The organism is Vibrio splendidus, assembly GCF_003345295.1.
Lineage (GTDB): Bacteria > Pseudomonadota > Gammaproteobacteria > Enterobacterales > Vibrionaceae > Vibrio > Vibrio splendidus_K.
Genome location: NZ_CP031056.1, coordinates 500,290 through 516,750 on the forward strand (window position 1 = coordinate 500,290; position 16,461 = coordinate 516,750).

The 16,461-nt window shown below is 43.5% G+C and carries 11 protein-coding genes; 7 read left to right on the plus strand and 4 right to left on the minus strand.

The features are described from left to right. Positions 1–7 precede the first annotated feature (7 nt). Positions 8–1,477, minus strand: coding sequence for a lactate dehydrogenase (locus DUN60_RS18040; RefSeq protein WP_029222154.1), 1,470 nt, complete (start codon positions 1,475–1,477; stop codon positions 8–10). Positions 1,478–1,558: 81 nt separating this feature from the next. Continuing rightward, positions 1,559–2,269: a purine-nucleoside phosphorylase gene (deoD, locus tag DUN60_RS18045; protein ID WP_004732072.1), complete on the minus strand. Its 711-nt coding sequence runs from the start codon at positions 2,267–2,269 to the stop codon at positions 1,559–1,561. 347 nt (positions 2,270–2,616) lie between these two features. Between deoD and DUN60_RS18050 the strand changes: the two genes are divergently transcribed. Then, entirely contained in the window at positions 2,617–3,693 is a 1,077-nt protein-coding gene (locus DUN60_RS18050) for a L,D-transpeptidase family protein (RefSeq protein WP_114634733.1), read from the plus strand. Between the two features lie 117 nt (positions 3,694–3,810). Here the strand turns inward: DUN60_RS18050 and DUN60_RS18055 are convergent, their stop codons facing one another. Beyond that, entirely contained in the window at positions 3,811–4,077 is a 267-nt protein-coding gene (locus DUN60_RS18055) for an Lpp/OprI family alanine-zipper lipoprotein (protein ID WP_004732066.1), read from the minus strand. 362 nt (positions 4,078–4,439) lie between these two features. Between DUN60_RS18055 and DUN60_RS18060 the strand changes: the two genes are divergently transcribed. After that, the gene (locus DUN60_RS18060; protein ID WP_017104563.1) at positions 4,440–5,771 is read left to right on the plus strand and encodes a DEAD/DEAH box helicase; all 1,332 of its coding nucleotides are present in this window, start codon (positions 4,440–4,442) and stop codon (positions 5,769–5,771) included. A 153-nt stretch (positions 5,772–5,924) separates the two neighbouring features. Here DUN60_RS18060 and DUN60_RS18065 read toward each other — a convergent pair whose 3' ends face one another. Continuing rightward, on the minus strand, positions 5,925–7,172 hold the full coding sequence (locus DUN60_RS18065; RefSeq protein ID WP_065206712.1) for an SGNH/GDSL hydrolase family protein: 1,248 nt from the start codon (positions 7,170–7,172) through the stop codon (positions 5,925–5,927). Positions 7,173–7,771: 599 nt separating this feature from the next. Between DUN60_RS18065 and DUN60_RS18070 the strand changes: the two genes are divergently transcribed. The 5 genes from DUN60_RS18070 to DUN60_RS18090 all read left to right on the plus strand — a co-directional run bounded on the left by DUN60_RS18070 (position 7,772) and on the right by DUN60_RS18090 (position 16,460). After that, positions 7,772–8,713 (plus strand): lipase family alpha/beta hydrolase, encoded by a 942-nt coding sequence (locus tag DUN60_RS18070; protein WP_065206713.1) that lies wholly within the window; start codon positions 7,772–7,774, stop codon positions 8,711–8,713. Between the two features lie 38 nt (positions 8,714–8,751). Then, the gene (locus DUN60_RS18075; RefSeq protein ID WP_065206714.1) at positions 8,752–9,648 is read left to right on the plus strand and encodes a lipase secretion chaperone; all 897 of its coding nucleotides are present in this window, start codon (positions 8,752–8,754) and stop codon (positions 9,646–9,648) included. Between the two features lie 311 nt (positions 9,649–9,959). Next, positions 9,960–11,981 carry a prolyl oligopeptidase family serine peptidase gene (locus DUN60_RS18080; protein ID WP_114634734.1) on the plus strand — a complete coding sequence of 674 codons (2,022 nt, stop codon included), beginning with the start codon at positions 9,960–9,962 and terminating at the stop codon, positions 11,979–11,981. Further along, positions 11,982–14,123, plus strand: coding sequence for a TonB-dependent hemoglobin/transferrin/lactoferrin family receptor (locus DUN60_RS18085; protein ID WP_065206716.1), 2,142 nt, complete (start codon positions 11,982–11,984; stop codon positions 14,121–14,123). 9 nt (positions 14,124–14,132) lie between these two features. Further along, complete coding sequence (locus tag DUN60_RS18090) at positions 14,133–16,460, plus strand: proprotein convertase P-domain-containing protein (RefSeq protein ID WP_065206717.1); 2,328 nt, start codon at positions 14,133–14,135, stop codon at positions 16,458–16,460. Position 16,461 lies beyond the last annotated feature (1 nt).

Here is a 16,461-nt window from a genome sequence, read left to right on the forward strand (position 1 = left end):
TACGTGTCTATGAAAGTAGTTGCTTTAAGGTCAATGGCTGCTCTGCTACACCTAAGCGCTGCGCTGCCGTGAGCCCTTGCTTATCTTGGTAGCACAGATTGTGCCAAGCTCTGAATATGTCGAGTAATGGAAGAATGCCCCCAGGACGAAGCTTACGTCTGGGCTCATTAATGAAGCTATCAAATAACAGCTGGAAGCGTTGTTGATAGAACTTGGTTTGCTGAATTGAGGCAGTGTTAAACCACTGTTTTGGTTCTGGATTGTTACCCGTCAGGTAGCAAATACCTTTCTGATTATCACCTTGATTTGCGATAGCCCAACGATCGCGCCACCAGCTCATGTGAACGATGTCGATCTTTTCGAAACTTTGATCGTCTTGCCAGCCAGGATCTTCCTCTACATACATAAGGTCAATATTTTGACTCTGAATGCGCGGCAAACATACACTTAAAGCGGCAGACCTTAGTAATGGATCTTGTGGCATATAGATAGCAACATGCTTGTCTTCATTACACATATCAAGCACATGTAAGAAGTGAGCATAGGAGGTATAAGGCGGTCGAATCAGCGCACCTTTCGAAGGGTAGCTAAATGTGGTGAGGTTACCCATAGGATCCTCAACGTTACCTCTCGCTAGAATCACTTGGTACTGCTGTTCAATACGCTCTTTCAACTTGTCAGATGGCTGAGGTTGTTCGAGGTTCGCTTCTGATGAGTGATCTTTGGATACAAAACGCGCAACATCATCGTAAGGATTGTGGTCAACATTCCCTGAAGGCTCTTCATTTTGAGAATAGTTGACGTGTTGGCAAAGGATATAGCCAGAATGCGCCTCACCCGTTGCTATCCAAACCACACCATTGTTGCTTTGCGGTTGCAGACGTTGATAGTGAGAAGCGAATTGATAATCTTTGGCATGATTAACCCATCGTGCATCGATCATCGCTAATTTACGACGGCAACGGCTCGCGATGTGGTCAACATGATCATAGAAAGTCTTTGGGTTGATCTCAAGTTTTCTGCAGATTTCACGTACGGAATAACCCATGAACAATAAGCCCATGAGGTTTTCTTGAAACTGAAGTTTTTTATTGGATCCAGACCACTTGTCAACGAAAGTTGACTGGCAGTCTTTACATCGATAACGCTGCCTGTCGCCACTGTAGCCGAAGGCATGGTAAAGATGTTTGTGGGTATGAACCGATAGGCCAAAGTTATCGCAATCATCATTGCGGCAAGCAGGAAGGCCATCGCTGTGAAGTTGTCGCAGGCGATGAAGTTCGCTTAACACTTCACGATTGTTAAGTAAGGGGGGGAAAGCTCCACATTCACGACAAACCATCGCTGGACGCTTAGGGTTCGCGTGTTGCAAAACATACCGTTTTGCATCGCTCAAGCCAAAGTTGTCACACGCCAATGTTTTACAAAAGTTGAGTTGCAAACCATCCGCATCTTTTGGCAGCTTGTCGTTAGACACGATCTCCCCCTCGGGATTATTTGAGCAGCCAAGTGAACTCGGCTGCGAGGTAACGCTTTTCAATGTATCTTTATCAAACTGTTAGATGTTGATTGCAGTCTCTAGAGCAACTTTCATCATGTCGTTGAAAGATTTTTGACGATCTTCAGAGCTTAATTTCTCGCCACGGATGATGTGGTCAGACACTGTTAGGATAGTTAGGGCTTTAGCACCAAGATCCGCAGCAACACCGTAGATACCAGCTGCTTCCATATCAACACCAAGGATGCCTAGCTTTTCCATTTTTTCGAAAAGGTCAGCTTCTGGAGTGTAGAAAAGGTCTGCAGAGAATACGTTACCAACTTTAACTGGAACTTCTTGTGCGCGTGCTTGGTTTACAGCTTCTTCTAGAAGACCGAAATCAGCGATTGCAGCGAAGTCGTGATTGTTGAAACGAATGCGGTTTACTTTTGAGTCAGTAGAAGCACCCATACCGATAACAACGTCCATTAGTTTAACGTCGTCACGTACCGCACCACAGCTACCTACGCGAATAACGTTTTTCACGCCGTATTCAGCGATAAGCTCGTGTACGTAGATGCAGCATGATGGGATACCCATACCGTGGCCCATTACAGAAACTTTCTTACCTTTGTAAGTGCCTGTGTAACCAAACATGTTGCGAACGTCACAAACTTGCTTCACGTCATCAAGGAATGTTTCTGCAATGTATTTTGCGCGAAGCGGGTCGCCCGGCATAAGTACTGTTTCTGCGAAATCACCAGCTTGAGCATTAATATGAGGTGTAGCCATGGTCGTTCTCCAAAGTTTAAACGGTAATGATAGGAACAGGATTTAATCAATTACCGATTCTGTTGAATTGAATTCGTTTTGTTGAGGCAATATTAGCGAGTTAAAACGAGGCTCCATGAGACTTTAGTCACAAAACCGCTTTGCCATTATAGTTTTATTAATATTGATAACCAAATATGTTGAAAGCGTAAAGGCAATCGATTTTGTATGGGTAAATTGCACGATATTTAAAGATAAAGCTCGAAATATAAATCTGTTGCATATTGCCTTGGAGGCAACAATACGTTGTAGAGACGTTTGATCAGCGATAATCTAAACTTTGATAAAGAGACAAACCAAGGAATTGTATGTCGTATTGCGCTAACTCGACGCCTTCGCACTCGATGAAAACACAGTTACAGACGAAAACAAGGTTACATAAGCTAGCGTTGGTCGCTGTTAAATCCACATTGATTGCTGTTAAGTCCATATTGATTACTGCTAGAACGACTTTGTTTGCTGTGAGAACTGCTTTACTTGCTCGGGTAATCATTTTGCTTGCTGGCGCGATGACTTCGTCGTGGGTGTCTGCTGCAACTTTTGAGTTGCCACCAACAGAAAGCCGTATCGTGGGCAGAATACAGCAACACGAAGTTGCGGCGGGTGAAACCTTGGCGATCATTGCAAAGCAATACGATATTGGCTTTCTCTCTTTGATGGCAGCAAATAAAGGGGTCGATCCTTTTCTTCCTGCTGAGGGCTATGTGTTAAGCATTCCAAGCCGTTTGATTCTGCCGGACACTCCGAGAAAAGGCATTGTGATTAACCTTGCTGAGCTGAGGCTGTACTACTTTGAGCCTGAGAAGAATCAGGTGCATGTATTCCCCGTCGGGATTGGTCGAGTAGGGCGTGATACTCCCGAGATGATCACAAAGATAAGCCAAAAACGTCCAAACCCCACTTGGACTCCTCCAAACTCAATTCGCAAAGAGTACTTAGAGAAAGGTATAGAGTTACCAAGAGTGGTTCCTGCTGGGCCTGAAAATCCTTTAGGTGAATATGCGTTGCGACTTGCTTATGGTGCTGGTGATTATCTGATACACGGGACCAATAAAGACTTTGGGATTGGCTTGCGAGTCAGCTCTGGGTGTATCCGTATGGAACCAAAAGATATTGAGTGGCTTTTTGAACAGGTGAGTCGTGGTGAACAAGTCACAATAATCGATGAGCCGATTAAAGTGTCTCTAGAGCCCGACAGAAGCGTGTTTGTTGAAGCTCACGAACCTTTGACGCGAAGTGATGGCTCTAAGAAATTACTGCAAATCCCTGTTGAATTAAAATGGTGGCTTGAAGATGCAGATTTGCCTAATTCAAAGGCGAAAGCGGTGATCTTTGCTCAAAATGGTGTGCCTGTTGAAATAGCACCGCCTGTGATTGAGTTTTAAAAACGAATCATTCCTCTCTCAATAAAAAACACCACCTCGAAAAGAGGTGGTGTTGTCAATTTACTGCATGTATATACGTCTTTTGAAATCTACAGCTTCATTGAGCTTCTATCTCAATTACTTAGTGTAAGACTCAGCAATGTTGTCGATACGGTCGTTAGCACGATCCGCTTCTTCTTTTGCTGCCATAGCCGCAGCTGATGCTTCTTGAGCTTTCATTTCAGCAGCCGCTTTGTCACTCTTAAGTGCTTCTACTTCGCTGCTTAGCTCAGCAACTTGGTTAGTTAGTTGGTCCATTTCTGATACCGCTGCTTCTTCAGGCTCTGAAGAACAACCAGCTAAAATAAATACTGAGGCTGCAGCTGCGATTAACGTCTTATTCATAAGAACTCCTTGCTTATTTATCATCAAAAGATGCGCTATACATTCTTTATCATATAGTCGCTTCATTAATGATTGTAGCGACTAATTTTTTAACTGCAAAAACAATAACTAAAGAAATTGCTAAATTTTTGAGGTAATTAGCTAGGTATCACAATCTGTCTCACTTTTGAGATGAAGTGTGTGGCGCGGCAATAATGCAGTACAAAGGTGAGTCACCCCTTTGTTCGCGGTGCATACAATATTCTGGCTAACATTAGATAAAGGGATAAATTTACTGTGATCTCTATCCTTATAAAGTACTTTCGCGGTATCATGTCACGTTAAATTAATTTTATTCAATACCATCATGACTGGAGAGTCCTTTGCACTTTAAAGATTTAGGCTTAGATAACCGCTTACTGAAGAACTTAAAACATTACGACTTCAAGAAGGCGACAGAGATCCAATCAAAAGCGATCCCTGTTGCTATTGCTGGTAAGGATCTATTGGCTTCATCAAAAACGGGATCAGGCAAAACATTGGCGTTTGTGTTGCCGATGATACATAAGGCATTAAAAACAAAAGCGTTTTCTGCTAAAGATCCTCGTGGTGTAATTTTGGCTCCTACTCGTGAGCTAGCGAAACAAGTTTACGGCGAGCTGCGTAGCATGCTTGGCGGTCTGTCTTACGAAGCCACACTTATCTTGGGTGGTGAAAACTTTAACGACCAAGTTAAAGCCCTGCGTAAGTACCCTCGTTTTATTGTTGCGACTCCAGGTCGTCTGGCCGATCACCTTGAGCACCGCTCACTATTTTTAGATGGTGTTGAAACGCTAATCCTTGATGAAGCTGACCGTATGCTGGATTTAGGTTTCGCACCTGAATTGCGTCGTATTGCGAATGCAGCTAAACACCGTCGTCGTCAAACGTTGATGTTCTCTGCGACGCTTGATCACGCGGAAGTGAATGGCATTGCAAATGAAATGCTAGACGCACCTAAGCGCATCTCTGTTGGTGTATCTAACGAACAGCACCTTGATATCACTCAGAAGTTCTACCTGTGTGACCATCTCGATCATAAAGAAGCGATCTTGGATCGTGTGATTGAAGAAGCTGAATACCGTCAGGTGATGATCTTCACTGCAACTCGCGCCGATACTGACCGTTTAACGGATAAGTTGAACGAGAAGAAGCTTAAAGCTGTGGCATTGAGCGGCAACCTAAACCAAACGCAACGTAATGCTATCATGAGTCAGTTCGAGCGTGCGGTTTACAAGATTTTGGTAACAACCGATGTTGCTTCACGTGGTATCGATATTCCAAACGTAAGCCACGTTATCAACTTTGATATGCCTAAGCATACAGAAGAGTACGTGCACCGTGTTGGTCGTACTGGTCGTGCGGGTAACAAAGGTGATGCAATCTCTTTGGTTGGTCCAAAAGACTGGGATAGCTTTAAGCGTGTTGAGCTTTACCTTCAACAAGATCTTACTTTCTCAGTACTTGAAGGCTTGAAAGGTAAATTCAAAGGCATTAAGCCTCGTAAACCTGCTTTTGCTAAAGGCGGACCTGCGAAGAAGAAGACCAACACTCAAGTTAAGAAAACGCCGAAGAAACCAGTTAAGCGTGATAAGAGCTTCCACCAAAATGTGGCTGTGGGTGATACCGTGTTTATCCCTAAGAAGAAAGTTGCACCAAAAGTGGACGACGAGTAATCAACTTGCGTGACCTAAAAGCTTAGCTTTGAAAGGTTGATGCAAATAAAAAACCGCCGATGATGGCGGTTTTTTTGTATCTGTACTTTGTCTAAACTTTAAGTTCAGGCACTTACAGATGATACCTAACGATACTTGATGAGAGTTTCCTCCCTAAAAATTAAACGTCGAGAACGAGTACGCCAAGATATGATCTGCGATGTATTTGTGAGTAGCCGTAGTTGGGTGTGTCACGCCCCAGAATACATAACTGTCTGAACCATAGGTCGCGCAATCATTAGTCAAGCTGTGGCTTCGTAAATAGTCTGCGGCTGAGCTTCTATTGAGATCAAGACAGGCGTCACTCGCGTTTCGAAAACCATGTTGTTCTGGGTTATCAGTAATGCTGGCGAACAACGCACTTGCATCGAATAACACCACGTTTTTCCCCTGGCTCTGGTAATACTCGGCCTGCGCCTTGATGAATTGGTTGAACTCTAAGATCTTGCCATGAACTTTAATGATCTCTTGCTCCGTCGAGTATTTGAATTGCGGCGCTTTGGTCGCATCGGGCAATGTGAACAGCAAGATATTACTCGCACCAGATTCCGTTAATCGGATTAGAGCGCTGCCGAAATCAGCTTTAACATCGGCGACTTCTCGGTCGTAATTCATAAAGTCATTGAGACCAAATTCTAGAGTAAATAGTGAGTTTTCTGGGCGGTAGTTTTTAGCGACTTTCATGTAAGTTAGGTAAGAGGTGACTTGATCATAGACGCCAGTCAGTGCCACGTATTGATTGGTACCTGCTGCGCCACCGACGGCCCAGTTATAAAGAGGAACGTCTTTGGCTTTTGCTAAATATTCGGTCCAAACCAAACCGTTTGAAAAGTGCCCTAGAAACCATGAGTTTGCATTTGGGAAAACCCATTGAGAGCCATTAAATAGGTTCCCAGTGTCAGAGAGGCTATCACCAAAAGTGACAATGCGATTAATGGTATTGGCTTGCACAACGTTATCGTTGGTCCAGATGGAGTGATTGTAAGAGAAGCGGTTGTCTGCGGCAAAGTAGGTAATGTCAGCGGCGTCATGTTGGATGCCGAGAGTCTGTTCGCAACGCTGTTTGATTTCAGACTGTGGGGTATCACTGTAGAACATGTTCTTGAAAGAAACAGAAGACCACCAATATCCGTTGATCGTGTAATCGTCGCCGTTTTCTTTTTTCGCCCACTTCCAGTCGGTGGCTGCAGAGTCGTGCGATGCATCGGTTCGATACCAACATCGAACATAAGAATAGGTCTCAGAACCTTGTGTACTGAGCACTTGTGCGGATGTCATCGATTCTGGTGTCGGTATCGAGTCATCAGCAGCATAAGCCCCAAATGGTATGGTTAACGCGAGTATTAAAGCCGTATTTTTCATCACTGTATTCTCTTTTGTATTTAGTGAGCCAAACAAAACGTTGTTGCTTGTTGTCTATTTCTTGTTGCCTATTGTTTGTTGTCTATTGCTTGTTACCTATTGTTTGTTGCCTATAGTTTATTGATAACTGGATAAGTAAATAACTGGTACGACCTATATCGAAAATCAATAATTACCGTCAATACATTCAGGTTGTTGGCGTTCCATAATTGGTATAAGTATCAACTTTCCAACGACTTTTGATTGAAAAACAATCAACTTGAAGCGAGAGATTTATCATTTAATATTCGATTTCTGAGAGCTACGACTCGCCAGTTTGTCGTCGTAGATCTAAAAGAGGTGAGCCGTTTTTGTGAATGTCGGGCTTATCTTTGGTCAAGATAATTGAAGTTTTAGCGTCATTAATTTTCGTTAAATGTTAATTTAATCAATAATTTATGGTGTGGGAATCTGGTCTAATTCTATTTATCTAATGTTCATCACAACTGTTTAATTCAAGTTCAATATCACAAATATCGAGTCACTCTTTTTAGTTTTATAAAATCATCAACTACGGTTCTTTTACTCATCAGAGGTCTAATCTGTTTAAGGAAAGAGCATTGAAAAAGATATTAATTTGGACGATAGCCTGTCTATCCAGTTTTGGTGTCTATGCCGGAACGAGCGCATCGGCGTTAGAAGCCAGCGGATACACGGAAACGAAATATCCCATTATGTTGGTACATGGTTTGTTTGGTTTCGATACATTAGCGGGTGTCGACTACTTCTATGGCGTACCTGAATCCCTAACCAAAGATGGTGCCAGTGTCTATGTCGCTCAGGTATCAGCGACCAACAGCTCTGAAGTGCGTGGCGAGCAATTGCTAGCTCAAGTTGAAACACTGTTAGCCGCGACAGGGGCTAGTAAGGTTAATCTTGTCGGTCACAGCCACGGCGGACCGACAGCACGCTATGTAGCATCAGTTCGTCCTGATCTGGTTGCTTCGGTGACAAGCATTGGTGGCGTACATAAAGGATCTAAAGTTGCCGACCTCGTGCGTGGAAGCGTATCAGAAGGCTCAGCTGCGGAAGGTATTGCGGTTAAGTTGGCTGGTGGATTGACGACGCTCATCAACCTGTTATCTGGTGGAACGGATCTTGACCAAGATGGCCTTGCATCTCTTGAAGCGTTGACCACTGAAGGTTCGCTTGCATTCAATCAGTTTTACCCTGAAGGCGTTCCGACGTCTGCGTGTGGTGATGGTGAATGGCAAGCAAACAACGGTGTTTATTACTATTCATGGACAGGATCTTCCACTTTTACCAACATTCTTGATCCTACCGACGGAGCGATGACAATACTTGGTTTAGCCTTTAACGAACCTAATGATGGGTTAGTGGGAGCATGTAGCGCTCATTTGGGCAAAGTGATTGGTGATGATTACAAAATGAACCACCTAGACGAGATTAATGGGTTGTTGGGTATCCATCATCTCTTTGAGACCGATCCCGTGACACTATATCGCCAACACGCGAATCGATTGAAATTGGCTGGCCTGTAAGTCGCACTGCCCAAAGTTAAGAGCATAAGGAAAATATAATGAAAAAGACCGCCATTTTGTCGATAACCACGATAGCCCTGATGAGCACAGCGGCGGTCTTTTTATATGTGCCTGCAAAAACAGACAATCTAAATTCAAACAACAAACAACAGAACGCCTCCTCATTGAAGGTTACCTCTCAACAAGATACCGAAATTGATAATGCATCAGCCAAAGACATGATGGAATATTTCGTGTCAGGTAATACCGAATTAACCCTTGAAGATATCCGTGACAATGTGGCAAAACACCACGAGCAATCACAAGTTACGATTGTCGATGAAGCACTGTTTGCCAAGTATCTTGAGTACAAGTCGGCACTGACAACATTAGACGTGCAATTTGACACCACATCAATATCCGCTGAGGACCTACGCGCACTGAATCAAGCGTTGCTCGATCTCCAATCTCAATTTTTCAGTGAGAGCGAGATAAGTATTCTATTTACCCATGACAACAGAATGAGGGAAATCGCTTTAGAAAAGTTACTTCTGAAACAAGAAGGGTTAGACGAATCAGAATATCAGCAAAGGCTTGAGTCTTATCTATCTGAGCAGCCAGATTACGTTCAAACGAGCCATCAGAATCAGGTATTACTCCCCCAGCTATCCAGTTCTGAAGGTCTAGACGAACAAGGCAAATACTTGAAGAGAAATGAATTGGTCGGCGAAGAAGCGGCGCAGCGGCTCGAAGCGCTTGATCAACAAAGATCGGACTTTGAAGGAGCTTTAGAAATCTACTTTGTTGAACGAAGTGACATTTTGAATGACTCTGCACTCTCAGATATTGAACAAAAAGAGACGATTGCCCAGCTTAGAGAAGCTCATTTTCAGCCACAACAGCTTAGAAGGGTAGAAGCGATTGAAAGAATCAGAGCTGCTGAGAATAGTCAGTAAGGTTTGCTGATCTAACGACGTTATTCAAGTTTTCAAAATTGCCTTAGTGGAGATAGTTGTTTAACAAATTTAGTAAACGTTTGCTTATTCTGTAAATGGTCATTTTTCTGATTGAACTAAACACTATCGACTGATTTATCAGGCTTATCTAAATATAAATTCCTTCCATGATTATAATAGTAATCCATCATTAATTGATGCTCTTCTCGTGATTAATCTCACATAATCATGCAAATGATAATTGATCTCATTATCGTTTGGGTGCAGTATACGCGAAATTTATTAAATTAGCGTATGGATTCGTTGTATTTATGAAAGCGTGTGTGTTGTTAGCTTTTGCGCTCTTACTGACGGGAGCGGTTAGCGCATCTGATCAGTTCTCTTGGCTCAGAGATGATTCTCGTAGTGCAAGTAAAGTACTCAATTATCTTAACCAACAGAATGATAAAACTCAGCTATACCAAGAACGTATTGATCATTTGAGCAAATCCCTACAACAGAAATGGCAAGACAATCGCCCTGAACGCGCCGATAAACCATGGCAGGAAATCGATGGCTACGAGTATGCGATCCTAAATCACAAGGGCAAAAGAGCCTTGTTGTCCCGATTAGTTGGGAGTGAGGATTTGACCGAGTTACTTAATATTGATGTTCGTTCTGCCGAGTATGATTACTATCAGTTAGGTGGTTGGGCATTAGACTCAACTAAAACCAAGCTCGCGATAGCAGAAGATATTACGGGTACTGAGCAGTTTCGAGTGAGTGTTGTTGATCTTAAAACTCAGCAAGTTACATCAGTAGCTCAAAATGTAGACAGCTCGCTAGCATGGTCGAAAGACAGTAAATCTCTGTATTTGATTCAACTTGAACAACAAACTTCGAGACCATATGCGCTAACAAAATACTTCTTAAATGAATTAAAACCAATTCAGTTAATGGAAGAGCCGGACTCCGCTTGGTTGCTTTCGTATTACCTTTCAAGTGATAAGCAATTTGCTGTCGTTCAGGCAAACAGTGAAAACTCCAGCGAGCAACGTTTGTTAAACCTTGATAACGGTGAAATATCCAAACCACTATTACCACGAAAAACTGGGGTGGAGTACTACATTGATGTTTCGGATTCTATGTTGTTTGCCAAAAGCAATCACGATCGCAATGATTTTGCTTTTTACTCTGCATCACTTACTCAGGCTAAACATATCAACCTCTGGCGAACGGTTTTTGAACCAACGGACGAATCTAGAATCAGTAACTTCTATTTGTTTGAGTCTGGTGCTGTGGTTGTTAGCCAAAGTGGTGCGTCTCAGTCTCTAAACTTTCTCGACAAAGATAACCGATATCGCTCAAGCCAGTTATTGGCTGATGTGGGCCAAGTTGCTTGGGTAAGCCAAGTGGGCGACTACCAAAGTAACAAATTGCACATTCGCAGCATGTCTCTGACTCAGCCTGCGAAGTGGGACCGGTTGAACACTGACACTCTAAAACGAGAGGCTTTCTCTCAGGATCATTACCCGGAATATCAAAAATCAGCGTATCAAACCGAGCAAGTTATGGTGAATTTTGGTGGGGTAACGATTCCAGTCACTTTGGCTTATCGCAAAGACAAATTGACTAAGACCACACCAGTGTTTTTGTATGGATACGGGGCTTATGGCATGACGATGAAGCCCTATTTCATGCCACAAATTATTAGCTTACTTGATGAAGGTGTTATTTATGCAATTGCACATGTTCGTGGGGGCGGGTTTTATGGTGAGTATTGGTATCAAGCCGGTAAGGGGATTAGAAAAGAAAATGCCATCTTGGATTTCATCGCAGTTGCTCGTGATTTGACAGCATACAATCTTGGTAAGCGCCCTATTTATGCGATGGGTGGAAGTGCTGGTGGCACTCTTGTTGCTGCCGCTTTAAATCAAGCTCCTGACTTGTTTGATGGTGCTGTCCTTAAAGTGCCATTTGTTGATGTTGTTAATAGCATGTCTGATTCTGCATTACCTCTAACAGCTCAGCAGTACGGTGAGTGGGGCAATCCAAACATTGCCGATGAATTGAAGGTCATGCAGCAATATGACCCTTATCTGAATCTTAGCGAACAAAATTACCCACCAATATTGATTCAGGTTGGCCTGAATGACAGCCGCGTACCTTATTGGGAAGGGGCTAAGTATTACGCAAAACTAAGCGAGCTAACGACTGGAAGTGGTCCCTATCTATTGTCGACAAACTTTACTCAAGGACATTCGACAGACAGACGACAGTCTTTAGCACAACAAGCGTTTGAATACGCATTCCTTTTATCACTTACCCTGAAAGACATTAAAGCGGAGCAGTAAATGAAGCTTTCCCCCCTATCAGCGGCAGTACTGAGCGTACTTGCTGCCAACGTCGTGCACGCCGAATCTGAGGTTTACCACTTTGAAGAAGTGATTGTAACAGCCAATAAAATAGAGCAACCGTTATCTGAAGTAGCAGGTTCAGTAGCCGTGATCACAGGTGAAGAGCTAGAAAAAAAAGGCGCAACGGAGCTTTATGATGCAATAAAGAGTGAGCCTGGTGTCAGTGTTTCTGGAGGAGCTGGTCGACCTCAAAACATTACGATCCGTGGGATGACAGGTAACCGGATTTTGATTGTGAAAGACGGAATAAAGTCTGCTGATGGCTTTGGTGCCAACGATATCAATGACAAGGTAGGGCGTAACTCGTTTGATATGTCTAACTTGGAAAGTATTGAGGTTATAAAAGGGGCGAGTTCATCCGTTTACGGTTCAGGCGCTATCGGTGGCGTTGTGGTGGTTAGGACGAAAAAGCCGGGAGATTACCTCGGAGATAAAGACTTCTACAGCGACGTCTCTGCAACCTATACCGGTATCAGTAATAAATACAAAGGTGCGACAAACCTCGCTTTCCGTTCAGGAAAATTCGAAAGCTTAGTCAACCTTTCTTATTGGGAAGGTGAAGAAACACGTAACTTTGATGAGGACCTTTATAACCGGGAGATAGATGGCGTCGGTGGTGGTTACACTCTAAATTATTGGTCAAGTGATTCCTTGATGCTCAAAGGTAATGTTGAGTACTACAAAGATAATCTAAGTCGAAAAGAAGGATCCTCTAAGATCCAAAAAGACGGAAAATGGGACACTGAAGATTTTGACCAACAGTCTTATACCGAGACGTTTTCTGCGTATGCGGGGTTTGAGTACCTACCTGCCAATACTTGGTTTGAGGAATTAGATGCCAAGATTTATTGGCGTGATATGACTAATGAAGATACCACTAATCGTTTGATGTCTCGAACCAACAACAACGTTTCCGAGTTACGCCGAACGATTGATGTTCGTGGTTTTACGGATCAGCTTCTTGGTGCAAACGCCGATTTTATTAGTGCTTTCCAACATCAAAACATGAGCCATACCTTGTCTTATGGTGTGAATATGGAAACCAACCTCCATGAGCGTCCAAGTCAATCCTCTGTTTTAGACTGGAACGGAGTATCACTTAACGCTGATTTGCCTTTTGCTCCGGCTCGCTCGTACAACTTTGCTGCTTTTATTCGTGACGCGATTGAAATTGATCATTGGACTGTGACTGCAGGTGCCCGTTTTGATTTACACCAGTTGAAACCTGAGTCACAGAGCACGATCAATGGCTACGAAGTGAAGGAACAAAGCTCTAGCGAGTTCTCACCTAGCTTATCGGTGAGTTATCAGTTAACAGAATCACTCAACGCATACCTCTCGTACAACCACGGCTTTAGAGCACCGGGTTATGACAAAATTTATGGTTATCAGAACCATGATTTTGTCCCAATTACCCCATTTGTCATTGTGCCTAATATGGACCTAGAGGCTGAAACCAGTGATTCGTTTGAATTCGGCAGTAAGTTTGATAACGGACAAACACAGCTATATGCGGCCGTTTTCTATCAGAAGTTCGATAATTTTATTGACGTTAAACAGATCACATTTGTGCCGGATCCAAATACAGGTAACTACTACAAGCAGTATCAAAACGTAAGTGGAGTCGAGACATATGGCATTGAGGCTTCTGTCGCACACCGTTTAAGCGATTTTTGGAGTGTGAGTACTAAAGTCGGCTACGTTGATGGAGAAGATGAGGATGGGGAAAAAGTTCGTACGCTAACACCTTGGGAAGGCAATGCCGAGGTGACTTATGACGATAACGCTTTATCTGCTTATGCGCAGGTTAATTGGGCGCAAGCGATGGATAACGTCCCTCAATGTGAAGATGATTTAGGTATCGTTACTGACTGTGCGACCACCTCTGGCTGGGCGAGTGTTGACTTGGGGGTAAGTTACTCTTGGAACTTTGGCTTGGATGTCAGCGCCAATGTGATGAACCTATTCGGCAAAGAATACATCCGATACCAAGACGTTGCGGGTATTGCGAACAGCAATAAAATCTACTCCACAGAACCTGGCCGCTACTTCACCGTTAACGCCAAGTATGCGTTTTAAGGAGGACATATGAAAAAGAGTCCTCTGTATCTCGCTTTGTTCTTGGTTTCAGCAACAAGCAGTGCTGCCGAGTGGGATTACCCAATTGGTAACACCGTTGTGACAACGCAGCAAGAAGCTAAAGCTTATTTAGAAGAAGCTTACCCTGAGGTTGGTACGTTAAGGTTTCGCTATGAAACACAGTCTAAGTTAGGGCACCACTACAACTTCGATGTATTGATAGAAGGTGAGTACCAACAACAAAAGTCCATGGTTCTTTCCACTAACTCTGACGAGCAGGTTTCACGCGTTTTCAGAAGCTTAGAAAATACCGTGTTACTCAACGGAAACCCGACAACGGCTGCTGAGTTGGAAGTGCCTCGTTTATTAGAAGCAGAGCGAGCACCAAGCTTAAGCAGTGGTCAAGTTGTTGCGACTCATGTGAACGTGTTCAGTCCAGATTTGAGAACCATGGACAGAACTGCGCCACCAGAAACTTTATTAACTGATGTCAGCCAATACCCGAGTCTTCCACATTATGTACAAACTGATGTGGAGGTATTGAACCACAGCGATGGTATCTACCTTACCAATGCTCGTGTCTCTCAGGTTGATGCAACGGCTCTATATTCGATCGACCCTGATTCAGGCGCGACAACGAACCGCGACACTTCAAATTTTCTTGCAGCTGAAGGTCTCACAAAGTTTGCTGATCTGAACGAGCTGCAAAGTGTGGATTGGCAAGATGTGCGATTCCCACAATTGATGGTATTTGCCCATCTAGATCAGTCCTTAAGCTATATCAGTAGCTTGGGCTTTGATCTGTTTGATGCCCCGCTTGAGTTCGATGGCAGAGGCTTATCTGCAGATAACTCGACGTACTATTATGGCCCTAAAGCGGCTTTGTTTGGTGTCGGTGGAGGTTCTCCAGATGCATTAGACGGCGACGTGATTCTTCATGAACTCGGTCATGGGATTCATTATCACATAGTAAAAGATTGGGCTTACGGTCATACAGGCGCAATTGGTGAAGGTTTTGGAGACTACTGGGCGGGTAGTTTTAGCTTTCGTACTCAATATGAAAATGCACAGACTCGCGGGCAAGAGTTCGAGATAGATACTGTCTTTAACTGGGATGGTTACTTCGGGGTAAGGAATACCACTCGTAGCCTATGGAACCAAAGAGCACGTTACTTTAGACAAGCGGAATATCGCCCTCATGAAAGTGTTGCTGGTGAACTAGGTGATGAGCTTTGGTCAACGCCTTTGTTCCAAGCTCTGAAAGCCTCGGTTGAGCAGTATGGTGAGATCGCTTTTAAAGAGTTTGATTCAATCATACTCGAGTCTATGTACGGGTTAGGTCGTGGATTGAAAATGCACGACCTAGCTGAGAGCACACTGTTTGTGGCTCAAAAGCTGTATCCGAATCGAGATTATGCCGAAATATTGAAGCAAAAATTTGATGTGCATGGGTTGATCATCGAGCCATTTAAAGTAGAGGTTCTTGACCGCTATGTTGATCCAAAGAAGCCGTTGACGATTGAATTGTACCCGACGTTAAGACAGGCTCAAGTGGATGGCCAAATCAATATTTCAGGATTGATGAAGTCGTTTGTTAGTCCTCCGGTTAATCAACTAACGATTGAAGCGACACTTCCGACAGGCGAGATGTGTGGTTCTTCAGTCGCCATGAATACTAGTGTCGACTATCGATACAGCGACGCCCTCAAATCACACAATTGGAAGCATGATTTATCTCTTGTATATGGTTTACCTGTACTCGAATCCGATATCAAAGAAGTAAACAGTTATCTTCCCGATAGCCGGTTTAGTTCGACCAATCAGCCGATCGTTGGCTTTAAGACATTCAATTTCACTCTAAATGGAACGACTCAAACTGCAGACGACAATTTCGGAGTGTACCTAGAGATCGAGCATCCTCGATTGAGTGATTTAGTGGTCACCCTGATTTCACCGAAGGGAACACGAGTCGATTTACTTAACCATAAATCGACGCGATTTTCTGGCTTTGATGGTTACTTCACGCTTAAACATGACTCGGTCCTTGATTCGTTTAAGGGTGAGCCTATTAACGGGTCTTGGCGTTTAGAAATCGCCGATTACGTAAATGGTGAAACTGGGCACTTAAAACGGTGGGGGCTTGGCACGATTTCGAAATACGAATGTGGAGAAACAACGACTTCACCACAAGAACCAACAGCTACCAGTGGCTCTTCTGGTGGTTCTGCTTCACTCATATCAATTCTATTCATGTCCTTGCTCTCGTTCGGCAGGTCATTTGGTACGCGTTACTTGTCTCTAATGGCAAGGCTCTTTAAAAACAAAACAAGAAGATAAC

Bases quoted from the DNA above. Each gene is read 5' to 3' on its own strand.
- DUN60_RS18080 (WP_114634734.1), top strand. From the start codon at position 9,960: ATGAAAGCGTGTGTGTTGTTAGCTTTTGCGCTCTTACTGACGGGAGCG.
- DUN60_RS18050 (WP_114634733.1), top strand. From the start codon at position 2,617: ATGTCGTATTGCGCTAACTCGACGCCTTCGCACTCGATGAAAACACAG.
- DUN60_RS18075 (WP_065206714.1), top strand. From the start codon at position 8,752: ATGAAAAAGACCGCCATTTTGTCGATAACCACGATAGCCCTGATGAGC.
- DUN60_RS18065 (WP_065206712.1), bottom strand. From the start codon at position 7,172: ATGAAAAATACGGCTTTAATACTCGCGTTAACCATACCATTTGGGGCT.
- DUN60_RS18090 (WP_065206717.1), top strand. From the start codon at position 14,133: ATGAAAAAGAGTCCTCTGTATCTCGCTTTGTTCTTGGTTTCAGCAACA.
- deoD (WP_004732072.1), bottom strand. From the start codon at position 2,269: ATGGCTACACCTCATATTAATGCTCAAGCTGGTGATTTCGCAGAAACA.
- DUN60_RS18085 (WP_065206716.1), top strand. From the start codon at position 11,982: ATGAAGCTTTCCCCCCTATCAGCGGCAGTACTGAGCGTACTTGCTGCC.
- DUN60_RS18055 (WP_004732066.1), bottom strand. From the start codon at position 4,077: ATGAATAAGACGTTAATCGCAGCTGCAGCCTCAGTATTTATTTTAGCT.